The 23,629-nt window shown below is 61.1% G+C and carries 23 protein-coding genes; 9 read left to right on the top strand and 14 right to left on the bottom strand.

Features of this window, described 5'->3' with window-relative positions; translation table 11 throughout:
• Window positions 1-54: 54 nt before the first annotated feature.
• Together OB916_RS07520 and OB916_RS07515 are read right to left on the bottom strand one after the other, a co-directional pair.
• The gene (locus OB916_RS07520) at window positions 55-4,038 is read right to left on the bottom strand and encodes a hypothetical protein (protein ID WP_315908682.1); all 3,984 of its coding nucleotides are present in this window, start codon (window positions 4,036-4,038) and stop codon (window positions 55-57) included.
• Between the two features lie 144 nt (window positions 4,039-4,182).
• Window positions 4,183-4,548 carry a hypothetical protein gene (locus OB916_RS07515; protein ID WP_315908681.1) on the bottom strand — a complete coding sequence of 122 codons (366 nt, stop codon included), beginning with the start codon at window positions 4,546-4,548 and terminating at the stop codon, window positions 4,183-4,185.
• A 144-nt stretch (window positions 4,549-4,692) separates the two neighbouring features.
• On the opposite strand from OB916_RS07515, the gene OB916_RS07510 reads away from it, so the two are divergent.
• The 4 genes from OB916_RS07510 to OB916_RS07495 all read left to right on the top strand — a co-directional run bounded on the left by OB916_RS07510 (window position 4,693) and on the right by OB916_RS07495 (window position 7,950).
• Entirely contained in the window at window positions 4,693-4,842 is a 150-nt protein-coding gene (locus OB916_RS07510; protein WP_315908680.1) for a hypothetical protein, read from the top strand.
• 980 nt (window positions 4,843-5,822) lie between these two features.
• Window positions 5,823-5,984, top strand: a complete 162-nt coding sequence (locus OB916_RS07505) for a hypothetical protein (protein WP_315908679.1) — start codon at window positions 5,823-5,825, stop codon at window positions 5,982-5,984.
• Between the two features lie 521 nt (window positions 5,985-6,505).
• A complete protein-coding gene (locus OB916_RS07500) occupies window positions 6,506-6,916 on the top strand; it encodes a DUF5805 domain-containing protein (RefSeq protein ID WP_315908678.1) in 411 nt (136 codons plus the stop codon).
• On the top strand, window positions 6,913-7,950 hold the full coding sequence (locus tag OB916_RS07495; RefSeq protein ID WP_315908677.1) for a tyrosine-type recombinase/integrase: 1,038 nt from the start codon (window positions 6,913-6,915) through the stop codon (window positions 7,948-7,950). Before OB916_RS07500 ends, OB916_RS07495 begins: the two co-directional genes overlap by 4 nt.
• Before the next feature lie 127 nt (window positions 7,951-8,077).
• Here OB916_RS07495 and OB916_RS07490 read toward each other — a convergent pair whose 3' ends face one another.
• Entirely contained in the window at window positions 8,078-9,661 is a 1,584-nt protein-coding gene (locus OB916_RS07490) for a succinic semialdehyde dehydrogenase (protein ID WP_315908676.1), read from the bottom strand.
• 63 nt (window positions 9,662-9,724) lie between these two features.
• Entirely contained in the window at window positions 9,725-10,660 is a 936-nt protein-coding gene (locus OB916_RS07485; RefSeq protein WP_315908675.1) for a class 1 fructose-bisphosphatase, read from the bottom strand.
• 227 nt (window positions 10,661-10,887) lie between these two features.
• Between OB916_RS07485 and OB916_RS07480 the strand changes: the two genes are divergently transcribed.
• Window positions 10,888-11,289, top strand: coding sequence for a universal stress protein (locus OB916_RS07480; RefSeq protein ID WP_315908674.1), 402 nt, complete (start codon window positions 10,888-10,890; stop codon window positions 11,287-11,289).
• Here the strand turns inward: OB916_RS07480 and OB916_RS07475 are convergent.
• The 3 genes from OB916_RS07475 to OB916_RS07465 all read right to left on the bottom strand — a co-directional run bounded on the left by OB916_RS07475 (window position 11,273) and on the right by OB916_RS07465 (window position 13,783).
• Window positions 11,273-12,214: a mechanosensitive ion channel family protein gene (locus tag OB916_RS07475; protein ID WP_315908673.1), complete on the bottom strand. Its 942-nt coding sequence runs from the start codon at window positions 12,212-12,214 to the stop codon at window positions 11,273-11,275. The genes OB916_RS07480 and OB916_RS07475 overlap by 17 nt on opposite strands.
• A gap of 10 nt (window positions 12,215-12,224) precedes the next feature.
• Window positions 12,225-13,079, bottom strand: a complete 855-nt coding sequence (locus tag OB916_RS07470) for a translation initiation factor eIF-2B (protein ID WP_315908672.1) — start codon at window positions 13,077-13,079, stop codon at window positions 12,225-12,227.
• 65 nt (window positions 13,080-13,144) lie between these two features.
• Window positions 13,145-13,783, bottom strand: coding sequence for an MBL fold metallo-hydrolase (locus OB916_RS07465; RefSeq protein WP_315908671.1), 639 nt, complete (start codon window positions 13,781-13,783; stop codon window positions 13,145-13,147).
• Between the two features lie 73 nt (window positions 13,784-13,856).
• On the opposite strand from OB916_RS07465, the gene OB916_RS07460 reads away from it, so the two are divergent.
• The gene (locus OB916_RS07460; RefSeq protein ID WP_315908670.1) at window positions 13,857-14,948 is read left to right on the top strand and encodes an aminopeptidase; all 1,092 of its coding nucleotides are present in this window, start codon (window positions 13,857-13,859) and stop codon (window positions 14,946-14,948) included.
• Between the two features lie 19 nt (window positions 14,949-14,967).
• Here OB916_RS07460 and OB916_RS07455 read toward each other — a convergent pair whose 3' ends face one another.
• From OB916_RS07455 to OB916_RS07445, 3 genes are read right to left on the bottom strand one after another with little or no spacing between them, the layout of a single operon-like run.
• Window positions 14,968-15,771, bottom strand: a complete 804-nt coding sequence (locus OB916_RS07455) for an endonuclease III domain-containing protein (protein ID WP_315908669.1) — start codon at window positions 15,769-15,771, stop codon at window positions 14,968-14,970.
• A 44-nt stretch (window positions 15,772-15,815) separates the two neighbouring features.
• Complete coding sequence (locus OB916_RS07450; protein WP_315908668.1) at window positions 15,816-16,232, bottom strand: DUF371 domain-containing protein; 417 nt, start codon at window positions 16,230-16,232, stop codon at window positions 15,816-15,818.
• Window positions 16,233-16,272: 40 nt separating this feature from the next.
• Window positions 16,273-17,421, bottom strand: coding sequence for a DUF373 family protein (locus tag OB916_RS07445; RefSeq protein WP_315908667.1), 1,149 nt, complete (start codon window positions 17,419-17,421; stop codon window positions 16,273-16,275).
• 98 nt (window positions 17,422-17,519) lie between these two features.
• Between OB916_RS07445 and OB916_RS07440 the strand changes: the two genes are divergently transcribed.
• Window positions 17,520-18,200: an HAD family hydrolase gene (locus OB916_RS07440; protein ID WP_315908666.1), complete on the top strand. Its 681-nt coding sequence runs from the start codon at window positions 17,520-17,522 to the stop codon at window positions 18,198-18,200.
• A 1-nt stretch (window position 18,201) separates the two neighbouring features.
• On the opposite strand, the gene OB916_RS07435 is transcribed toward OB916_RS07440, so the two are convergent.
• The 4 genes from OB916_RS07435 to OB916_RS07420 all read right to left on the bottom strand — a co-directional run bounded on the left by OB916_RS07435 (window position 18,202) and on the right by OB916_RS07420 (window position 21,953).
• Window positions 18,202-19,092 (bottom strand): coiled-coil protein, encoded by an 891-nt coding sequence (locus OB916_RS07435; RefSeq protein WP_315908665.1) that lies wholly within the window; start codon window positions 19,090-19,092, stop codon window positions 18,202-18,204.
• Window positions 19,093-19,514: 422 nt separating this feature from the next.
• The gene (gene mvaD, locus OB916_RS07430; protein ID WP_315908664.1) at window positions 19,515-20,477 is read right to left on the bottom strand and encodes a phosphomevalonate decarboxylase MvaD; all 963 of its coding nucleotides are present in this window, start codon (window positions 20,475-20,477) and stop codon (window positions 19,515-19,517) included.
• Window positions 20,478-20,535: 58 nt separating this feature from the next.
• Window positions 20,536-21,048 (bottom strand): DUF7122 family protein, encoded by a 513-nt coding sequence (locus OB916_RS07425; protein ID WP_315908663.1) that lies wholly within the window; start codon window positions 21,046-21,048, stop codon window positions 20,536-20,538.
• On the bottom strand, window positions 21,045-21,953 hold the full coding sequence (locus tag OB916_RS07420; protein WP_315908662.1) for an RsmB/NOP family class I SAM-dependent RNA methyltransferase: 909 nt from the start codon (window positions 21,951-21,953) through the stop codon (window positions 21,045-21,047). Before OB916_RS07420 ends, OB916_RS07425 begins: the two co-directional genes overlap by 4 nt.
• A 90-nt stretch (window positions 21,954-22,043) precedes the next feature.
• Between OB916_RS07420 and OB916_RS07415 the strand changes: the two genes are divergently transcribed.
• The gene (locus OB916_RS07415; protein ID WP_315908661.1) at window positions 22,044-22,766 is read left to right on the top strand and encodes a CPBP family intramembrane glutamic endopeptidase; all 723 of its coding nucleotides are present in this window, start codon (window positions 22,044-22,046) and stop codon (window positions 22,764-22,766) included.
• An 88-nt stretch (window positions 22,767-22,854) separates the two neighbouring features.
• Window positions 22,855-23,592, top strand: a complete 738-nt coding sequence (locus tag OB916_RS07410) for a proteasome assembly chaperone family protein (protein ID WP_315908660.1) — start codon at window positions 22,855-22,857, stop codon at window positions 23,590-23,592.
• The last annotated feature ends 37 nt before the right edge of the window (window positions 23,593-23,629 follow it).

Here is a 23,629-nt window from a genome sequence, read left to right as displayed (position 1 = left end):
GTTACTTCGGCATAAGGGGGTGCCAGGGATAAATATAAGCCCAGGCCCCCGACATTATCCACGGTCACATTTACTGCACCGAACCACGACCTCCCGACTGACCCCCGGCTTATCGAACAAGTCTCCACTACAGGCACGGTCGGCAAGCCATTCCCAAAATACACTCCCGCGCTGACGGTGTGTCGCGCGGATCGTTTTGATACGAGTGAAGACTTGCTCCCAGTTTTCTGCCATCCGTTCCGATCCGTACTCGCTTGCGATTACTTCAACACCCTCAGCGTGTCGGGGACCGATGCGAAGCCCACTCCGGAATACGAGGTCGGACGGTGAGTCAGCTGCTAAGACTCCGCGTGCCCAGTCCCGTACTGCGTCGGCATTCACGGATACGTCCTGTTCAATTTCGCTTGCGAACCCGCTGACGCCATCGCTCGGATCATCAGTCGGTGAATGTTTCTCAAGTCCACGAAGAACAGCGTCGTACCACAGCTGAACAGCGTCTAGGAATGCAGCGTCGGTGTCACCCTCGGCTTCACCCTCCCAGTCTTCACGCAGGAAGTCTTCCCAGAGGTCTGCCTGAACGTCGTCGTTAATGAGCACGATTTCATCACCAGCACTGATCCGTGCAAGAGAGCGAAGGGAGTACTCCCCCGCTGAAACAAGGTGCTCCTCTGATCGAATTATCACAGGATGTGCATCCGAGAGCGTCACTGGAGAGGCATCTTCGAACCCAACACGGTAGCGAGAAATCGTGCCTGCCGAGCCCCTTCCTCCAGCATTATCATCTTCACGTGATTGGGATGCAACAGAGAGGTACGTCTTGTAGAGGCTGTCAGTCAGCGTTCGTTCAGTGTCTTCCTCCACCGTGCTTCCATGAGTGGTTACGTCTAATTGCGGAAGATCAGTACCGGTTTGTGGCGGAAGATACGGCCGGCGTTTCTGATCTACACCGTGTACACGTGAGGCCAGAGTGTTGTCGTCATGTCCGAGTACAATGGTTTTCGGGACAGCCGGATGGTGATAGTAGATCGAGGTTTGTGGTGGAAGTGCGTCGAACGTCACCAAGATATCCATCTGTCCGGGCTCGACGTCTCGCACAGTGTCTTCATCAAGTAACAAGAGGTCATCCCCGAGCACCCAATCGCTCGCCCGCTCCCGGAGGAAGATGTCGAGCATCTCCTTGTACGTTTTCTTCGTACAGAGTACGCCGACGGATTTCTCCCGCGACGCTGCTTCATCGAGTACGTCCAATAACTTCTCACCTAGGGGGTTCCGCTCAGCAAGCCTGTCGAGGAGCGTATCAACAGTTGTAAGGGCCAGATCAAGTATCTCTGCGTCGATAACAGCCTCTTCGTGCAGCTCTTCAATTTCGTTGCGCCGACCATGGAGCCTTCGAGGAACCCACCGGTTACCTTGGTCGAGTTGATTCTGCACCCAATGGTCGTGAAGGTCAACCGTAACTGGAAGGCTACTGAACGTATACCGAAGTCGTCGAACTGCACCTGCAGCGGTTGAATCCCCAATTTTGTCGCTGAACTCGTCTAAACGGCCAAGTAAATCCCCGATCTCAGAATCACTCTCAACCGAATACACATGGACCGAGGATGGTCCCTCAGTCAACGATTCTGCTGCAGATTCCTGAGGGGACATCGGGTTGCTGTTACTGGTCTCTTGGTCCGGCTGCAGTAACACGGGATGGGCGAGGTCAGTTGGTGGGCCGACGTGTTGCCGTCTATCTGCACCGTATTGTTCTGCGAATACCCCGTGTACCTCAATGTGAACGGGATGCTCAGAATAGGATTCAGTCAGTGACGGCAAGTCTTGATCGTCAATTTGGGTAAGGTGACGTAGTGAAACGGAATCAGCAACTCCGCGCGTTTCACCCGATGTTTGCCCGTTCACCTGTCTACTTCCGGGTGTGTATGATTGCGGTGTTCCGTTAATGAGGGTACCTCTCCACGTCTGTATTTGGGCAGCGTCTCCGGCGTCGATCCCCGATACCCAGTTGTAGAGGACGACATCTGCAGGTGCATCAGTGAGGGAATCAATGTCCCGGACCAAGGTGAGATACGGAGGATTCTCTTGGATAGTCGTTCCGGAGGTCTCGACGTGAATTCCGTCTGTTACACGTGCGGTGGGGATGAGATCGAGGATTGGCGTGACAGTTGCGGCCGTATCCTCTGACTGCACAATCCCGTATTGCGAGAGACTTTCCCGAATGTCCTTTTTTGTACCCCACCCGCCAGTCGCCGGTGTATGTACCGCAACCCGAATGTCTGGGCGTATGAGCTGGGCAATCGCGGTTCCCAGAATGGCTAACTCAAACCATTCTGAATCATGGGACGGTGTAAGGAACTGAATCGATGGATCTACATCATCAAAATCTTCCTCGCTGCCCAGTATATTCTGGAGTGTATCCGTGAGTTCATCGCCCGCCGACTCGCTTTGAGATGCCGCTAACGCGATTTCTGCGGTGTTGTTAATCACGGAGAGTTCGGCGGCACCCAGTTGAGGGGGGCTCCACGTAACCGGCCCGGTCCGCTTTACAAGCGAGTAGTCGTGTGAGAATTCTCCAATCCCGGAAACATCTCCAGGGGCGAGCTCTGGATTGGACTGCTGGAATTGGCGGCGTAGAGATGCAACTACGTCCTTCGTAGTTGAGTCTATTCGGCTATCAGTTGACCCGTATAAGTCGAATAGTTCCGGTGGCGGGGGGTACACCTCAAGTGCTTGCAGAATCTTGCCTACGTCCCTCACTTCACGAGCAGTGTCTACTCGTTCGAGATCGCGGACGAGAGGCCCGATTGCGGGAAGAATGTCGCCTGGACAGGCGTTCCCAGCAGATGCAATTGCTTCACAAATCCCAGTTCGGGACCGACTTGAACAGTCACGTGCAACCGAAACCAGTCGGTCGATAGAGTCTACAATTAACTCAGGCCACGAACTTGCGGCAACACGCAGTACCGGTACCCACAACTTCGACTCTTCTGGAAGCCCCTTCTGAATTGCTTTCCTCGGGTATACCTCTCGAACAGCGGCGAGATTATTAGATTGAATCGCCGAAAACACCGTGGCTAACAACTCACCCGTATCTCGGCCCCTCCCCTGTCCAGTTCGTACTTCCTCGACGAACGGGGGAATGAATTCGTTCCAGTAGTTCGGATAGATGTCAGCATTGAGTGCTGCCTGAATGAGTTCGGCCAGTTTTCGCTGTGAATTGGGATCGTCAACTTCGATGTATGTCCGGCAGAGCCGTTCAGTTATCCGGCCCGAATGAAAGTCTGATAGAACCGACTTCCCTTCCAGTTCGTCGGTGAGTGCCTCCACGACCTCGGTGTTAATGTGATCGCTTGACTTCGCCGCCAGCAGTCGAAGTGATCTCCACGGATGGTCTTGAAGAATTTCTGTAACCAAGTGGTGGGAGGCGGATCCCGGATGTTCGATTGCTGTGTCGAGACTCTGGGTTGCGTATCCTTTGAAGTATCCGCCGACTGGATACGCTTCACCACCGACCTCAACTTTCCCGTCAAAGAGTTCGGTTACTCGCCTCAACAAACTGTAAGCATCCATGGACGGAGGAAGGCGTGACACGACACGATACGCCTCCATGCGAGTGTTATAGGAGAGTTCTTCCAGAGATTCAAAATTGATTGACTCGGTCAGCGTAAAGTCGTCTCTTGGGAAAATCGATGAGAGGTGTGCAAGAACCAGTCCGGTGTCTACTCGTCTGTTATCGAGTAAGTAGACCAGTTGCGGGTGATCAACCGGAGGGGAGGCATCGTTGAGGATGAGCTCGATGCACTGGTCAGCGGTCAACGCGTCGTACCCGGTCGATCGTGCTTGGTCAACCAACAGTGGGAGTTGATCTGTTGCTGATGCTGGTGATGGTGTCTCGTCGTTTTGTAACCAGTCAAGCAATTTGACGGGTTCATCACCGGCTGGAGGACTCTGTTCCGGTTCTTGATTGGTTTGGGCACGACTGCTGGATTGTCCTCCACCGAAGTCGGAGATCGAATGCTGGGTTGTGTCCTTGTCCGTCACTGACTACCTTGGACTAGTTACCCTGCAAGCATAAACGATATGCATAGAATCACTTCCGGTTGGCCTGTCCTTCGGGTGGCCTCTATCCTACAGAGAACAAAAGGGAGGACAAATAGAATCTGAATACAGGAGAATGATTTCGACTTAAGCGTCCAAATTATGTGACTTCATGAGTTCCTTCGCAATCTCAGCCTGTATGTGGTCATCTTGCTCATCTGCAGTCCGGCTCTCGATTTTGTGGTCGAAAGTGTAGCCCTCGTATTCTTCATCCCAAGTGTAGGCCTGCAGTCCTACGCTGGCATCTTGGGACAAATCGTAAATCACCTCGAACTCGGTGTCTTCCGATCGGGTACCGGTTTCCCATGTCCGCCAGATACGGCACATGATGTTCCCGCCGGTGTTGACAACTGCTCCACCGTTCCACTCCTCCGGAATGTCCACCGGTGACTTATCGAACGGCTCCTCGTAACCTAACTCGCGGAGGAACTCTTTCCGGCTTGTGCGTGACATACTACGGTGTACTCACCCACGATAATGAATACTAGCATACCCTGTCATCACGAATATGTACATCTACGGGGGTCGGTACTGAGTCTCCTCACAATCATCGTGGGGCTGGCTACAGCTGGCAACGTCGATGCAGCGGTGAACGCAGTGATTGACTTCTACATCATGCGGCTTGTTCCGTGGCCGCTTGATCAAGTACTCCTCGCCGAAACGCTCGCTGAGTTGTTCGTCTCTCACGCAATCACCATCGGTGTCGGGCTGTTATTCGCCACCTCGAATTGGAGGAAGAACGTGTAGTCGTCTTCATATTAGGTCGCGCTTCCAAACCAAGCGCAACTCCAGCCACTCGCGGACTGCTGTTCTCTGCATATATTGCAGGTTAGACTGTTCCCACACTCCTGCTCAGACACATAAGCAATCTAGTGGTTTGTCAGAATCTAAACTGCCAACCTCTGAACTTCTCCGTTACCGATTTACATATAGCGATATATGATTTATGAGTTTGAGATCAGACGAAGATCGGGTACGAATCGGCGTATGAAAATATCATATTACACGCACATATGGCTCTGAGAACCGGGCAAGCAGCTGTCTTCGGGTCTCAAACCGCTGTCTCCACAGAGGGACTGAAACGACCGTGGATACCGTAGTCGGCGAAGACGTGCGTATCCCAACGGATGGCCGCGGTTCGGCTGCCCCTACGCTCGGATGAGTCTGTACAGGCTGGCAGTACCGTCCGACAGGAAGGCGACTCGTACTGTTGGCTGTAAGGTTTCGAAACGATTTGCTACCCAGGAATGGCGACCACCTATGGAACGTGCAGCCGGCAGTATCACCCATCTGCGAGCATACTGGCGGAAGCAATGAAGGACGTTCACCGGAACACAGTGAACTCAGCCGATGTCCGCCGGTATAGCAGCGGATACAGCGCTCGGCCGCGTCGGGACCGCGGTGATTTTGCCGTCTCACCTTGTGTGGAGGTTCGATTGAGGTCCGTGATGATCGCTGCTCCGCTCTAACGCTGGGATCGACGGTCACTTGACCCGCCGAATTGATGTGTGGTCTTTTCAGGAGATGGCCGCTCGCCCCCACAACCAGTCTCACTGCCGGAGTCGAGGCCCGGGCCACAGAACGAGATTGCCTACCGGATACCGGCGTACGCCGCTTCGGACGACCAGTGGCGCGGGTCGGGTACCGAAGCGGAACCGTTCGCACAGGTCCATAGAGGCTGCTATAACTCAATGACTTATCGACCGCCCACGTCAGGCGACCGTCCCATGACACCCTCGCGAGAGGAGCGCGAGACGCGCCTTGCAGTCGCATCGAACCTGGCGGAGAGCACAGCGACCCGTGAGCGGACCCGCGAGCAGCGAGACGCGGCCGCAGAGACCGTTCGAAAAGCGAGCGGCGACAGGGAGCAGCGAGGACGATCGAAGTGAGTCCTCGAAACTAGCGAGCGTGACGAAAGAGCAGTGAACTTGGAGGACTGGTCCTCCGGTGGACTGATCGCACTGGCCCCCGAGCAGACCGAAGTCGAATTCGAACCGCACGTCGTACACGATGTCAGGATCGCTCGCGCTCCGAGCCAGAGAGTGGGACCACCGTAAAAACATCAGATTATCTATACAGGTATTCGACCCTCGAACCCTGGGGTAGCGGGCGGAAAACACCGATCTAGCTGAGCCCGACTCTCGGCGGATTCATCTCGCTGGCGACGTGTGTTGCGTCCCCGTCGACAGATCTGATTCCCCAAGAGCAGTTCCGAATCACTATGGAAGTCCTTACCACATCTGTCCCGGAATATTTATCCTCAATTGTGGTACTACAGATCCGATTTATTCAGTAAGTTATCCCTACATTGTCACTTTTGGGGACATATAGGGTGTCAGAATCACAAATAAGGCCATTTATCCTCGGCTATAGGGATACATTGATGTGAGAGGGGGTTCACGGCACGCGTATGTCTGAGCAGACGGAGACGTCGCGCGTTGCGGTCAAGACGTACGTGCCAGCGTATCAAAAAGACGAGTGGCGCGAGCACGCCGACGAACTCGACATGACTCAAAGCGAGTTCGTCCGGACGATGGTTCAGGCGGGTCGGCGCGGGTTCCTTGAAGACGAAGAAAGCGACGAACAGAACACGGAGGAGCCATCGTCGACAGAGACGACGGCCGGCGAGACGGGCGACGCGCTGGCAGAACGCGTCGAATCGGCCCTGACGGCTGGTGAATATTACAGCTGGGACGAACTGCTGGCAGCGATCACAGACAACATCGAAGACCGGCTCGAAGAGACGCTCGCAGATCTACAGGATCGAAACGTCGTCCGCTACAGCGGTCGCAACGGCGGTTACACGCTCGTCGAGACATGAGCCAGGCCGACGATCCCCAGCAGGACCCGATCGCGTACTTCCTGCAGGACATCGCCTATCAGGGGAAAAGTGAGCGCACACAGGCCGCTTACGAGCGCGTGCTCCGCGATTTCGAGAAGTTCCTGGAGGACGGCACGGACCGCACGACGACGGCACAGACGCTCGATTCGGCGTCCCATCGGGACTGTATGGCCTACATCCACGGTCTCCGTGGGGCCGTCGCGGAAAGTACCGTCGCGACCTACGCCTCGTATCTCCACCGGTTTTACGGGTATATGACACAGGTCGGGACCTTCGAGTCGAACCCGATGGCACTCGTCGTGGAAGAGATCGACGAATCGATCGACACGGACCCACAGCGGCGCGATATTTCGGTTCCGGGGATGCGGTCGTTCGTCGACCGGCTCGCCCATCCACTCGATCGAGCGATCGTGGTGACGCTGCTGAAGACCGGCATCCGGGCCGGCGAACTCTGTAATCTGGATCAACGCGATCTCAATCTCACAGACGACCCTCGAGACGGTATGACAGTCCGTCCGCAACTGGACGGACGACCTGACTCACTGTACGTTTCGGCGACGCCCTCGCGCGGTTCGCAGACGAACGGCGAACATCGCCGCGCCTCCAACAAGCGCCAGCGCGATACGGTCATCCCGGTCGACCCCGAGCTACGCGACGTCCTCGTCAAGTGGCTCGCCGTCCGGCCCGACCCGGTCTCCGAGGCGAAACCGCTCTTTACCGGCACGAGCGACAACTGGGGGCGACGGATCACGACCGATATGGTCCATCACACCGTCGAAGCCCACGCTCGCGACGTCGGCTGGTATCACGACGGTGCTGGTGCGGCGGACAACGTCACGCCACACTACTTCCGGCACTTCTTCACGACACACCTGCGCGATAGAACCGGCGATCGGGGGATCGTCAAGTACCTCAGGGGTGACGTCGCTCAGGATATCATCGATACGTACACCCACGACTGGGGATCTCGCGTCCGTGACGTGTACGAACAGCACATCTATCAGCTGCTGTGAGTGATCTCCTGGGATGGATTCACCGCGATACTATTCTTATAGTGATATTTTATGTCCGAAGCGTTGTTCTGTTCCAGACTCATAAATCTCATGTCGCTATATCAATTCGCGGGTCCGGATGGCGTCACTAGAACCACCCGACGAGCCGCCGCTGGAGACGCGTCACTGCCGTCATAGCGCGGGCGTACCACTTCGTCGGAAGGTGGGGTGAGTCTCCGAGCGGCCCGATCTTCGAAGTCGCGATCGTTCGGACTTCGACGTACCGTCGCAGCCCTTCGGGACCGTGTCGGCGGCCGACGCCCGAGTCACCGAATCCACCCATCGGTGCGTCGACTGCCGCCCAGCCGACCGCGTATGGATCGTTAACACAGACAGTCCCGCAGTCGATCTCGCGGGCGACGGATCGACCGCGAGCCAGATCGGTTGTCCAGACGCTCGCATTGAGGCCGTACGACGAACTGTTGGCCCTCTCGATCGCTTCTTCGGCGTCTGAAACCGGCTCGACAGACACCACCGGACCGAACGTCTCCTCGGTGGCGATCGCCGAATCGGGATCGACGTCTGTCAGGATCGTCGGCTCGTAACAGAACGGACCGACGTCCGGACGACTGCGGCCACCGGCACACACTGACGCACCGTCTGCGCGGGCGTCCTCGACGTAGCTCTGGACGCGTTCGAGATGATCGCTGTCGATCAGTGATCCGACGTCGGGACGGTATCCGAACTCGAGTCCGAGCGACAGCCGTCGAGTGGCGTCGACGAACGCGTCAAGGAAGTCCTCGTAGCGGCTGTCTACCACGTAAATCCCCTCCGGTGCCAGACAGAGCTGTCCCGCGTTCGTGAACGCCCCCTCGACTGCCCCACGAGCGGCGGTTTCCACGTCAGCGTCACCGAGCACAAGCATCGGATTCTTCCCGCCGAGTTCGAGCGAGCTACCGATCAGATTCCGGCCGGTCCGCTCGGCGACAGCCCGTCCCGTTTCAGTGCCGCCGGTGAACGTAACGTGATCGACGCGATCGATCAGTGCGGGCCCGACAGTTGGTCCGTCTCCAGTAACGACCTCGAACACGCCACTCGGGAGGCCAGCTTCCTCGAAGAGTTCAGCCAGGGCGAGCGCGACGTACGGCGTCCGCTCGTCCGGTTTACAGACGACGGCGTTCCCAGCGAGAAGCGCTGGAATGACGTCGGTTATCGCGAGTGTCAGTGGGTAGTTCCACGGGGAGATGACGCCGGCGACGCCGACCGGATCGGTCGTTACGTGCGCATCTATCAGGCCGGGAACCGCCCCAGTGCGCTTCGATTCCGCGAGGATCGACGGCCCATTCGAGCCGTAGTACGAGCACGTGAGCGGGACGTCGAGGATTTCTTCGAGCGCGTCGACGCGGGCCTTGCCTGTCTCGAGTTGCACGATGTCGAGCAACCACTCGCGGCGCTCGAGGACGAGGTCGCCGAAGCGCCGGAGGACATCGCCGCGATCCTCGATCGATCTGTTTTCCCATTCGGACTGTGCGACTCGCGCACGATCGACGGCGGCCGCGACGTCTTCGGCCGTTGCGGCAGGGACCGCGCCGATCGGTTCGTCCTTGATCGGCGTTCTGACGTCGAGTTCGGGCCGCTCGTCCGTGGTGTCGACACGGTCGGCGAGCGATGCGAGGCGGTTCGTGGAGACGACAGTGGCGTCGAGCAGCGACGACTGCTTCGTCTGTGACATATCCGGTCCACGGGTCAGCGACACCTCTAGCTTGCGCCTGGCTCTGCGGGCGCGAGGCCGCAACTACTCCCAGGGCGAGTCTCGGGTCGTGACCGTGGGATTGGTGGCCGCTCCGCCCAGCGTTTCGATCAGTTCGGCGAGCGGTTCTGGGCTGCCGACAAACAGCGGCGTCCGCTGGTGGAGTCGTTCGGGTTCGGTATCGAGAACAGAGCAGTCCCCCTGATAGGACAGGCCGCCCGCCTGCTCGACGATGAACGCGATAGGGTTGGCCTCGAACTGGAGCCGGAGTTTTCCGGACGGTCGAGTTTCCAGGCTCGGATAGGCAAACACGCCGCCGTGGCTGAGTACCTGGTTGACGTCGGCCACGAGCGCACCGCCGTATCGCCGCTTCAACCGTCGCTGGACCGACATCGCGTACCGCCGGAACGCGCTCGACCACTCGGGAACTGGCCCACCGAACCCGTATACGGTACCCGTGTCCGGGAGCGAGACTGACGGGGTTAACACCTTGCGCTGGCCTTGGGTCAGGAGGTACTCCGTGACGCCGTCGTCGGTAGCGACCATCGCCGTCGTGGTCGGACCGTACAGCACGTACATCGCACCCACGAGGTCGCGCCCACTGGCGGGGAGTTCGCTGTCGTAGACGCCGACGATCGTCCCGACGCCGTTGTTCGACCCCAGGTTGCTCGAGCCATCGAGCGGATCGACCGCGACAGACAGCCCGGTACCCACCTGGGTGGGATCGGCCCGCTCCTCGCTCGCGTAGGTGCCGACACAGGCGAGTTTTCCCAGCCGCGATTCGAGCAGCTCGTCGGCGTATACGTCGGCTGCGAGCATTTCCTCACCGCTGGGGTTGTCTTCACCTTCGTAGCTGCGATGGGTCTCGAACGCCGTGCGCAACTTCGGAATCGCTTTCGCGACCGTTTGGGCGATAGTAGTAATACAGGCCGGTTCGTCCGCCACTTCGGGATCGTTCGACCGGGGGCCGGAAGTGCCCATCTCGTATCGTCGTTTCTGAACAACACATAATATTCTTCTGTATGATGTGTTTAATCTCGATTCCAGATTATACAGCCCTAGAGGCCCTTACGTTGTGGTAATACTCTTATCACCGAGGAAGAATTACGTCACGTCTCGACAGTATGTAATCGTCTAGTGGAGACACACAGGCCCTTTGTGGGTCTCGGATAGAAACATACAGGCATCCCGGTGACGAACTGATGGCAATGACTCGCGTCGTCGTCCCGATACGGTATCCTCTCAGCGAACACTCGAGAGCCACGCTCTCGAAAGCGATCCGGATCGCAAACGATGAAGACGCGTCGCTCTCTATCCTGCACGTTAACCTCTATCAGGAGAACGGTCGCGTGACCCGGACGGATCTCAAGGACGCGGTCGAGAACTCGTTCGGATACCTGCCCGGAACGCGATACGTCGTCCGGTCGGGGTTTCTCGTCGAGGAGACGATTCTCGACGAAATTATCAGCGAAGGCGCTGACGTCGTCGTGATCGGGCAGAAACAGACGAGCAGATGGCGAGAGATGATCCGACGGTTGCTAGACGATCCGGACCTCGAACGATACCTCGATAACGAACTCGACTGTCGGATCGTCACTGTCTCCGGGTAGCCTCTTCGGGACGCATCGAGACGGGGAGTTCGCCGCTCGTCTCGTCGAACACCAGGTGCGAGTGTGGATACGCGATTTCGACGTCGGCGTCGTCCAATCGGTCCCAGATCTCCGTCTGGATCTCGGACCGGACGGCGACGAGTCGGTACGGTTCTTCGACCCAGTAGCGAAGCTGCAGGTGTACCCCGTGATCGCCGTATGCAGTGATGTAGCAGGTCGGGCTGGCGGGATATCGTGCCGAGCCGATCCGAATACTTGGTCCGCCTCCGATGACGCCCTCGACCGACCGGGCGGCGCTCTCGATCAGCCGCCGCGCCTGGGCGAGATCGCTCTCGTACGTGACGACGAGTTCGAGCGACTGTCGGGTTCGCGTGTCTTCGGCGGAGTAGTTGATGACGTCCCGATCTCGCATCGTCCCGTTGGGGACGACGACGAACGTATTGTCCAGCGTGAAGACCTTGGTATACCGAAGCGTGATGTCCTCGACGAAGCCACGCTGACCCGTGTCGGCGATCTCGATCATGTCGCCGATCTCGTAGGGCTGGTCGGCCAGCAGGAAGATACCGCTGATAAAGCTGCCGACGATCGGCGCGAGTATGACACCGAGCACGGCCGTGAAGACCGTCACCGTGAGCGCGATCTGGCTGAGGCGAAACCCGTAGATTCGAAGGACCGAGAACAGCGCGATCAGATAGATAGTTGCCTTTGCGCCACGGATCGTCGTCCGGGCGAGACTCGGCCGCTCGAACCGCTGGGAGATGCGTCGTCCGAACAGTCGCACGAAAAGTTGCGCGAGGACGTACGCGATCGCAAATACGGCGACGACTTGCAGGAGTTCCCACACGCCCGAAGTGACGTACTCGCGGACGGTCGCGATCCCTTTTTCGATCGCCGAGACGACGAGCAGGCCAGCAGGTAGAAGCATCTCGTGATCGTCAGTCGTACCGGCGGATGTCTTCGTCAGTGACGATCGAATCGAGCAACTCGACGGGTGTGGCGTCGTAGTTGGGGTTCTCGATAGCGAACCCTTCAGCCGGTTCGCGCATGACCTCACTGACCGATCGGAACTCGTTTTCGAACTGGAACCCACCCTCCGGTATCTTCGCACTCGCACCGACCGCGGTGACGGGAACGCCGACGTCCGTGGCCGTCGCCGTGATCGGGTACGTCCCGATACGGTTGTGCAGGAACCCGTCGACGACACTGTCCATGCCGACGATAACGCGGTCGCACTCCGGCAGGAAGTGACCGCATGCGTTGTCGACGATCAGGTGCGTATCGACGCCCTCGAATTCCGAAAGCGTCCGGGCGGTCTTGCGGCCGAGATACCGCGGTCGCCCCTCGGTGATGTAGACCGTCAGCTCATAGCCCTTCTCGAGAGCCAGTTCCAGCGTGCGCAGCACCGTCGTCGAGTAGTCGTGCGTGAGAAGCGTCGCCCCATCGTCGATGAGTTCGACGGCCCGCTTGGCGGCTTCTTCCTTGGCGGATTCGACCGTCTCGATCACCTCGTCGATGACTTCTTCGGTGAGTTCCTGGGCCGCTTCGACCGTGTCGAGATCGGCCTCCGAGACGGTCGAGACGATCTGTCGCTGGGTCTTGTACAGCGACGCGTGCGAGGGTTTCGCACGTCGGAGCGCACTGCTGTTGCGGTCGAGTGCGCGGACGTACTCCTCGACCGTCGGGAAGTCGTCGTCGGTCAGCGACCGGAGCGCTTCGGCCGCCTTGACCGCTACGATCGAGGAACTGTGCGTCTGCATCTCCTCGATCTCTTCGATTGTCTGGTCGATCATACACCCACAATCGGCGCTTCCGTCCAAAGGCTTTCTGATCGTGACTGCTGTAATGAGGATACTCGCTATCGTTCGAGATCCGTCAGCAGGGTCTCGACCGCTGCTTTCGCGTCACCCAGAACGTGCGAGCCGTGTGAGACGAGTATGGTGCCGACCCGGACGTCCGCGAGCCGGTGGACGCTTTCCCGAGCGCGAGCGTCGTCGTGATTGAACCGGGACTCGATGACCGCCAGCGGGCCGCTCCAGTCGTCGTCCGCCGCGAACGCGGAGTCGCTTCCGACGACCGTGTCCCCGGCGAACAACACGTCTCCGGCCTGATACGCCATGTTTCCGGGCGTGTGCCCGGGCGTCGCGATCGGTTCGATCCCCCAGCGAGCGCCGCCGTCGCGCAAGGCCACGTCGACGTCGATCCCGGCCTGGGCCAGCGCGGAGCGATCGCGTGCCGGGGCAGCGACGGTGACGTCCAGCTCGTCTCGAAGCGCCGGCACCGCTCCGTAGTGGTCGACGTGTGCGTGCTCGACGACGACGGCTTCGACGTCGTACTCGCGCGCGAACGTGACGACGTCCGAAGCGATCGACTCCTCTCCGCCGCCGATCAGAACCGCCGTCTCCGCAGGCCGGGCGACGTGGACTGAAAGCGGCTCTTCGTAGTCGCCGTAGGACCACTCGATGGCGCGCGTCCAGACGCGGGGCGCGATCTCCATACGTCGGGGTCGTCGCCGGCGACCAAGGGCGTTTCGTCGTAGCGGTTTTGCCAGCGCTGCTCGAAGGGGAGCTATGGACGATCGGATTCACGACCACGCCGAGACGCTAGTCGACTGGAGCGCACGGATCGAACGCGGCGACGACGTGGTGCTGGCGGTCGCCGAAGGTGCTCACGATCTCGCTGTTGCGACTGCCCGCGTGTTGGGCGAGCGAGGTGCAAACCTCATATCACTATATCAATCCAGCGAGATCGCACGGGAATACCTCCGGGCACACGACGGCGAGTTCGAAGACGATCCCGGGTACCAGCTCGCGCTGTACGAACAGGCCGACAGCGTCCTCTATCTCGGCGGCAGCCACAATACCGCCGCGACGGCCGACGTGCCCGGCGACCGCCAGAACGCCTACAGCCGCGCCCGTCAGGCGATCCAGGAGGCGCGGATGGACACCGACTGGGTCTCGACGGTGCATCCGACCCGATCGCTGGCCCAGCAGGCAAGTATGAGCCTCCCCGCCTACGAGGACTTCGTGTACGACGCCGTGCTCCGTGACTGGGAGGCACTGGCCGCCGAGATGGCCGACCTGAAGGAGATTCTCGACGCGGGCAGCGAGGTCAGACTCGTCGGCGAGGGGACCGATCTGACGATGTCGGTCGAGGATCGAACGGCAGTCAACAGCGCTGCCTCGGTCGCCTACGACTCGCATAACCTCCCCAGCGGCGAGGTCTTTACTGCCCCCGAATCGCCCGAGGGACACGTGACCTTCGACGTACCGATGACGATCCGCGGCAAGCGCGTTCGGGACGTGCGCCTGACGTTCGAGGACGGGGTCGTGACCGACTACAGCGCAGCCGTCAACGAAGCGGTCATCGGGGAGGTACTCGAGACCGACGAAGGGGCGCGCCGCCTCGGCGAGCTGGGAATCGGGATGAACCGCGGGATCGATCGACCGACAGATTCGATCCTCTTCGACGAGAAGATGGCCGAGACGGTCCATCTGGCGCTGGGTCGGGCCTACGACGCCTGTCTGCCCGACGGCAAGAGCGGCAACGACAGCGCCGTCCACGTCGACCTTATCACGAACATGGACGAGGGGTCGCGGCTCGAAGTCGACGGTGAGGTGATCCAGCGCGACGGGAAGTTCCGCTGGGAAGACGGCTTTTGAGAGTGAGCGGAGGCATGAATTACTTTGCGCTCTCGGCGGGATCGACGACCGCCCCGTCGACCGTGTCGACGCCGACCTGATCGCAGCGGTCAGCCATCGGGCAGGCCTCGGGGTCGTCCAGACACGCCGGCTTGCGAGCCGTGCAGTACTCGCGCCCGAACTGGATCATCGCGGTGTGGCCGAAGCCGCACTTCTCGCCGGGGACGTCCCGTTCCAGGTGTTCGCGGACGGTTTCGTGGTCGGCATCGGGCGGGGCGACGCCGAGCCGGCGAGCGATCCGGTGGACGTGTGTATCGACGGGGAACACGCCGTCTTGCCCACCCGAGAACAGAAGCACACAGTCGGCAGTCTTGGGGCCGACGCCGTTGTATTCCAGCAGTGACTCGCGGACCTCGTCGACATCGCCCTCGCGGATGAACGCGTCGAAGGCCGCTTCGCTCCCGTAGGTCTCGCGTATTCGCTGGGCGATGGCGACGATCCGCTCGGACTTCTGATTGTACAGACCGGCTGAGGAGATCGTCTCCGCGAGCCGTTGCTGGTCGGCCTCGGCCAGGTTTGCCACCAGATCCCCCGATCCGTAGCGTTCCATCAGACTGTCGTGGGCGGGCTGGCTGGCCTTGTCGGAGGTGTTCTGGCTGAGGATCGTCCGGACCAGCGACTCGAAGGCGTCCTGGCCGCCGTATGTCTTCTGCCAGTACAACTCGCCGAGGCGATCGACGACGGCCTCGGCGCGGGTCTCCGCTTTTCCGGTCTCGAAGATCGTGGCCTGTCCGCCGCCCGCGTCGCCGCCGCTGATGTTCTCGGCTGGCTCGTCGTCGGGCATGCGATCTACTGGGGGCCGGAACCGAAAAAGCGCCGCGGTCACTCTCAGGCGTCGACCGAGAGCGTCAAGGTCAACTCGACGCCGTCGGCCAGCGCCTCGATCAGGTCGCGGTCGAGATCCGCCGCGGCGGCCTCGGCGTCGACCATGATCGTCCGGTCGTCGACGTACTCGCTCGTGCGGGCGACCATCGACCGCTCGTTCTCGAAGGACAGATCCCGATGCCCGCGGCCCGCCACGGTCACTGCGTGGCCGTCGGCTTCGAGCGTGGCGGTGATCGTCGCGTCCTCGGACTGGCACGCGGCGACGAACGCGTCGTCGAACTCGGCGGGCACGCGGTCAGCTTCGATGCCGAGGATGCAGTCGCCCGCCGGCGTGAGGTAGTCGTCGCTGGTCAACTCGAAAGTGCTCTCGTGGGCGGCTGTGACGTTCTCGTGGCCGACCGCACGAATTGTTTCGTCCATACGGCGAGGTCGGTGCCCCAGCGTTCATAGGGGTTGTCCTCTAGTCCGGCGAGTTCCGCTCGCCTGCCGCGTCCGTCTCCTCGGCGGTCGTCGTGTTCAAATGGGTCGCGAATCGAACGCCGAGGAGACTCACGAGAACGCCGGCAGTCAGGTAGAGCGCAAGCCCGATGCCGGGTTCCAGGACCGTCTCGGCGACTCTGAGCGGCCCGAATTCGATCGCCGGAACCGTGGCCGGGTCCATCGTCTCGCTGCGCGTCAGGAAGTACGCGGCGATCCCCCGAACCACGAGTCCGACAGCGACCGCGCCAAACGGCAGGTTCAGGTACGCGCTGTGGACCTTCTCGTCCCGGATGAACTCGTCGACGAGCCGGCCGGTGCTTGCCGCCAGTGCTGCCCCCGTCACCCACGGGATCGCGTCGTAGACGAACCGCATACCGACCAGCAACGGTGCGTCGGTCGATATCGTCGAGACGCCCAGCAAACCGGCGAAGGCTCCGATCAGTGCCAGCCCGGCTGCGACGACGTAGGTGACGAGCGCGACCTGACCGGAGTACAGCGCGCGCTGGATCTGTGCCGTGGCAGTCTCCAGCAACTCGTCGATTCCGAGTCCCTTGTAGAGGAGAAACGCGCCGAACACGGCCGCGATCGCGCCGAACGCGACGGCGACACTGCCGACGAGCAGCAAGACCGGGAAGACGATCAGCGCCGCCCCGACCGGAACGAACACCGTCTCCCGGAGTTCCTCGTCGCCGAGCAGTTGCTTGAGCAGGTAGTAGGTCGATTCGATGTCCCGGGCCTGCCGGACGACCACCCGATCGACGGCGTCGACGGTGATCCGGCTTTCGACGATCGGGACGAGCCGTTCGTCTTCCGCACTGTCGACGACGACGACGGCCGAGTCCGGATCGTACTCCCCGACGAGCTGGTCGGTCTGCCGGGCGACGGCGCGGTCGATGCTCACCGGATCGCCGACGCCCGAGAGCACCGCAACGATCGACTCGTCACCGCTGTCTTCGAGATCGCGGGCAACACGGAGCGATTCGAGCAGGCAGTTCACCTGGCTGTCTTCCGGATCTTCGACGCCGAAGTCAGTAACCAGCGACTCGACGGCCTCCCACCCGACGACAGGGGCGTCCGCGTCGCCCGTGACCGCACCACCCCGATCGATGCAGACGACCAGCGTTGTCACAGGCGAGAGCAGACGCGCAGCGTATAAAAATCCTCGACACTCCGTGGCGGCACTGCAAGCCCAGCATATTTCCAGGCCGCCCTCGTCCGGCAACGTGTATGTTCCTCCTCTGGGACTTCGACGGGACGCTCGCGACGCGCCCTGGAGGGTGGATCGACGCACTCCTCAGCGCAGCCCACGATCACGGCTTCGGCTCGGTCACGGCCGCGGAGATCCGACCGCACCTGGCCTCGGGGTTCCCCTGGCACACGCCCGGTGACCCGCACACCGACATCTCGACGGCCGAGGAGTGGTGGGGGATGCTCCGGCCAGTCTTCACAGGGGCCTACCGGGCGGCCGGTCTCGATGACGAGGCGCCCTCCGAGATCGCGGCTGCTGTCCGGGATACCTACCTCGATCCTGATGCCTGGGAGAGCTACGACGAGGCGGCCGAGACCCTGGCCGGCCTCGCTGACCGGGGCTGGGAGCACGCGATCCTCTCGAATCACGTTCCCGAGTTGCCCGGCCTCGTCAGGGACCTGCGTCTCGACGACCACTTCGAGGCGATTTATACGTCCGGGACGATCGGCTACGAAAAGCCACACCCGGCCATCTTCGAACACGCGCTTGATCGCCTCGGCGACGGGCCGGTCAGGATGATCGGCGACAGCGTGAGTGCCGACGTCGAGGGTGCTCGGCGGGTCGGTATCCCGGCCGTCCTGGTCCACAGCGAGGACGAGTCTGTCCAGTACCGGTGTGAGCGTCTCGCAGAAATACCGTCGGAACTACAGCGAATCTAGATTACAGCAGCCCCGTCTTCTGGAGCTTCATGAGATCCTCGGTTTCGAGGGTCTCGCCGTCTTTGAATTTCTGGTAGATCTCCTCGGCCTCCTCGCGGGCGGCTTCCTGCTTCTGCTCGCGCTCCTGGCGCTCTTCCTCTTCCTCTTTCTTGTCCAGCTCGCGCAGACGCTTCTGGACGCGCACGAAGTCCTCGTGGTGCTGGTCGGCCGCTTCCTGGGCCTCGACGAACTTCTCGTGCATCTCGTCGGCCTCGTCACGGATCTCGTCGGCCTCGCGATAGGCCTCGATCATCTTGTTGTGGTGCTTCTGGGCCTCGTCGGCCAGTTCCGTGACCTTCTGGTGATGTCGGGACGCCTCCGAGCGGATCTCTTCGGCTTCCTCTTTGAGCTCGTCGATGTCGTCAGTCTGCTCGAGCTTCTCCTTTCGTTCCTGGAGCTTCTCGCGCTTCTGCTCGATCTTCTCGATCAGCTCGCGCTCTTCTTCGGTGCCCAGGACTTCGGTCTGCTGTTTGAACTCGAGGTCCTCGATCTCCTCTTCGAGCTGCTCGATGCTTTTGCCCTCGTTCAGTTCGAGCTCGTTTTTCTTCTGCTCGACCTTCTCGAACAGCTCGTTTGCTTCCGCGTTGAGCTCGTTTCGCTTCTCCTTGTGTTCCTGGACCTGCTCGTTGAGCTCGTCGCGCTTCTCGCGGTGTTCCTGTGCCTCGTCGACTTTCTCGCGAGTCTTCGCGTTCAGTTCGTCGCGGTCCGAGGCACGTTCAGAAGCGAGTTGGTTGAGGTCGTTGCGTCGATCCCGAAGTTTGCCAGCGAGCTTGATGAGCTCGCCTTTGGACTTCGTTTCGAGTTCTTCATCTGTTACCGATACGTTCTTGGATTCGTCTATCGAGTCTGCCATAGTTTGAAACCCTCCGATGCCATGCTGCTCCCGTGTGTGACAGAGTCTCCGCTAAAAGTCGGCTGGCGCCTGATAACGAGATTCCCTGTCATGTTGGGCGTCGCACGATGCTGCCGAACGCCAGGAGCGTTCTGGTACCTACTTCTACAGTTTTCTGCTATTAAAGTATTCCGGTCGAGGGGGTCATTGTTTCTCTATGGCATACAAACAGACCACCAGACGGCAGAACTTTCACGGTCATTTCTGTCGTTCGGATAGAGGGGGAGAGGACTGTTCGTTCATGATGTCACCAGAAGTCCTGTGAAGACGTCTGGCCGGACGGCGACGCCGAATCAGGTACAGCAGCCACCGCCATGGAGACCATCGGAAGTCGATTCCCGATCGACCGCCGTACAACGGGCGATCATACCAGAGGCTCGCTCTCAGAACAGCGCCTCGTCGTCGAGGATTTCGGCCGGCCCGCCGACCGTCCAGTGGCGCGTCTCGATCCCGAGATCCGAGATCGCCTCGCGGACGTCTTCGACGTGTTGCTCGGTCGTGTTGACGTAGATGCTCGCACCGGTGTCGCCCGAGAAGTAGGCTTCGACACCCTCCGAGCGGAGCTGTCGGACGGCGTTGAAGATCTCGATCGTCTGTGGCTGCCAGTAGACCCACGCCGACGGACCGGTCATGGTCGTCGCAGCCAGCGAGAGCGTGTCGCGCTCGGCCAGTTCGAACGCCCGCCCGAAGTCCGCTGCCCGGAGCGCGTCGCGCATCTCGTCCATCTGTTCGTGGATGTGGGCCATCCGGGCGTCGAACATGTGGCTCTCGGTCGCTTCGGCGTGGGCGGCCTCGGTTTCCTTGTAGGTCGGGACGAGCGCGGTGACGACGTGCAGTTCGTCGTCGAGATCCGTCTCGATCCGCTCGGCGCGACAGTCGTCGTCGTTCTTGCCGGAGTAGAGAACGGAGAAGCCGCCGGTGACCGCCCGCGCCGCCGAGGCCGAACCGCGTCGGGCGATCGTCGAGACCTCGGGGCGAGTCAGATCGAGGCCCGCAGCTTCGGCGGCGGCCATCGCCAGCGCGGCAAAACCCGACGACGACGACCCGAAACCGACGTTCGTCGGGAAGGAGTTCTCGCTCTCGACGCGGGCCGGGCGGTCGATGTCGGCGAGGTCACGAACGTGATCGAGCACGGATTCGATCCGCTCGGCCCCGCGGCCAGTCACCGTCTCACCGTCGACGACGTACGTCTCTTCGTCGGCCTCGAAAGAGACGGTCGTCTTCGTGTGACTCGGCGCCGTACAGACGCTGATGCTGTCGTGATACGGGTAGCGCAGCTCTGCGTCGCGCATCCCGTGATACTTGACCAGCCCCTGGATCGGATGGGCCTTCGCAGTCGCGTGCATACCCGTGGGTCCGTCCCGGCGCACTTATCGGTGCCGTCTCAATCGCGATAAACCGGCGTTATTCGCCGCTGAAATCCCTGCGCCGCCCCTTCGGGATCTGCGAGCGCAACTCGCCGTGGACGTACAGTCCGACGCCGATCGGCTCGGGCCCACCGGCGATGTCGTGGGTGACGACCAGATAGCCCCAGTCGCCGTCCCACTCCAGTTGTTGATCCTCGCCGGCCAGGAACCGTTCAGCCGCCTCGCGATCGAGGTGGATGACGTTCCGATCCGCCCGGGGTCCGAACCGCTGGACGGCTTCGGTCGTCGGCTTCCAGTGTTCCTGACGCGTGCGCATGAAGGACATTCCCAGCGCCTCGATGTCGACCGGCGTCTCCAGGTCGCCCGTGAACGCCCAGATCTTGCCGTTGCCTCGTTCCCAGAAGGTGTACGCCGCGAACGTCTCGGGATCGATCCCGAACCGCTCGGCCCAGAACGTGAGGACCGCCTCGCGGGTCGGTCGCCCCTCGACGTCTCGCTCCGCTTCCGTCGCCGGGAGTCGGTCGAAGCGATGACTGACGTTCTCGCTCATCCCGTCACCTCCAGTTTCGCGACGAAAAACCCGCCCGTGTCGTTGTGGTGTGGGTAGATCCGCTTGGCGCGTTCGACTTGCGAGTCGAAGGTCTCGTCTTGCCATTCGATCACGCCGTCCTGGTACTCCAGGGGCAACTCGAACTCGACGAGCCGACAGTTCTCGGTGTCGAGGACGTGGTCGAGAACGCCTTCGTTCTCCTCGGGCGCGAACGTGCAGGTCGAATAGACGACAGTTCCGTCCTCTCGGGTGGCCTGGATCGCACGCGAGAGGATGCCTTTCTGGACGCCAGCGATCCCCTCGACGTGGCCCAGCGACCACTCCTCGAGCGTGTCGGGGTTCTTGCGGATCGTCCCTTCACAGGAGCAAGGGACGTCCACCAGTGCCCTGTCGTAGTCTTCACCACCGAACGGTTTCAGCGAGTGGTTGCGCGCGTCCTCGTTGGTGACGGCGACGTTCGTCACGCCGAGCCGTTCGGTGTTCGAGCGCAGCGCCGACAGCCGACCCATGTTGTTGTCGGTCGCAACGAGGAGCCCGCGATCGTCCATCAGCGCCGCCAGTTGCGTGGTCTTGCTTCCCGGGGCGGCAGTCGCGTCCCAGACCCGTTCGCCGGGCTGAGGATCGAGTACCGTCGCCGGGACGGCCGAGACCTCCTCCTGGCCGTGGATCCAGCCGTGCGTGTACGGCCAGTTCGCACCGGGCTGGTCCTCGGGCAACCGGAAGAGCCCGGGATGCCACTCCACCGGGTCGAGTTCGATACCGGCCGCTTCGAGCCCTCGTCTGGCCCGCTCGATCGTCGTCTTGATCGTGTTGACCCGGACGACCGGTGGAAGCGGTCGCTCACAGGCCGAAAGAAAGGCTTCGAAGTCGTCGACGATCGGCTCGTAGCGCGACAGCGCGTCCATCGACTATCGGTTCGCGGGGTCGAGGCTTGTGGGTTTCGAAGGGGCGTCGCTTCCGGTATTTTTATTTCACCTTCGAATGCGGGAGGAGATATGGGACGGTCGGACTTGCCACAGAAGGGGGCCGTGAAGTCGATCGTCGTCGGCGCGGGATTGACCGTGTTTGGGGTCGTCGGGACGTTCGTCGGTGGTATCGTCGCCGGTATCCTCCTCGTTCTCGGTGGGGACTCGCTCCCGACACCGGTTGCGGGTGCGTTCGTCCTCAGCGTCGTCGAGGCGACGTACCTCGTGATCGGCGTCGCGTACGTCAGCCGGACGCGGATAACCGTTCCCTGGGAGCGCCCCTCGGCTGACGAAATCCGGTGGGCTGCGTGGGGATCTCTGGGGGCAGTGGCGATCGCCATCGTCGTGTTTCTGGGGATCGACGCCGCGGGACTGTCGCTACAGACGCGACTCGAAGCGGAGGCGGGTAATATCTCTGTTCTCCAGTTCCTGTCGATCCTCGCCGCGTTCGTCGCCGTCGCGGTCAGCGAGGAGTACCTGTTCCGCGGCGCTATCCAGCGACGGCTCGAACTGGGACTGGGCGATTGGGGTGGTCTCGCGGTCGCGAGTTTGCTGTTCGGGAGTATCCACGTGTTCAATTACAATGGCGAAGCCGTTGCTCTCTTGCTGGCTGTGCTCGCGCTGTCGCTCGTGGGTGCCGTCATGGGCTACGCCTACCAGCGGACGGAAAACCTGGCTGTCCCCGTCATCGTGCACTACAGCTACAACGTGACCGTCTTCGTGCTGGCGACGCTGGGATTCCAGCTGGTTTGATCGCACAATCGACGCGTTCCAGTGCCAGCCGTCGAAGCACTCGTCGACCGGGCCAAACGGTATGCCGGTGCCCGCCGTTGTATAACGTATGGCGCACATCAGCGTTCACCGCGAGGACATCACGCTCGACGAGCCGGTGCTAGTCGAAGGATTGCCCGGTCTCGGTCTCGTGGGCAAGATCGGGGCCGACCACCTCGTCGATACCTACGACATGGACCACTACGCGTCCATCCATTGTGAGGGGTTACCGGAGGTAGCCATCTACGACGCGGACGGTCACGGCGTCGAACCACCGGTACGGATCCACGCCGACGAGGAGCGGAACCTGCTGGTCCTGCAGAGCGACATCCCGATCTCGCCGTCGGCCGCGAAGGAGTTCGCCACCTGCGTGACGGGGTGGCTCGACGAGCAGAGCGTACTCCCGCTTTACGTCACCGGAACGCAACGATCCGGCGAGCAGACGACAGATATCTTCGGGCTCTCGACGGCCGGTGCGGGCGAGCAACTGGACGCGCTCGAGGTCTCGACGCCCGGTGAGCGCGGCGTCGTCAGCGGCCCGACCGGTGCACTCGTCTATCACGCCGAGCGAGCGGGACTGGACGCGCTCGGGTTCGTCGTCGAGGCGTCGCCGCAGTTCCCGGACCCGGCGGCGGCCAAAGCCCTGCTCGATACTGTCGTCGAGCCGATCGCGGACGTCGAGATCGAAACGGAGACGCTGGTCGAGAAAGCACAGGAGATCAGCGAAGCCAAAGAGCGCCTCGCCCAGCGGATGCAACAGGCCGAAGACGAGAGTTCCCAGGCCCAGCCGGTTGGGATGTACCAGTGAAAGAAATCCCGGAAGGACAGTAGCGCTGTTCGACGTC

Source organism: Halapricum hydrolyticum, assembly GCF_025517535.1.
GTDB classification, from domain to species: domain Archaea; phylum Halobacteriota; class Halobacteria; order Halobacteriales; family Haloarculaceae; genus Halapricum; species Halapricum hydrolyticum.
The sequence above is the reverse complement of the archived record's forward strand: the minus strand, read 5'-3'. Positions and strand labels throughout refer to the sequence as shown.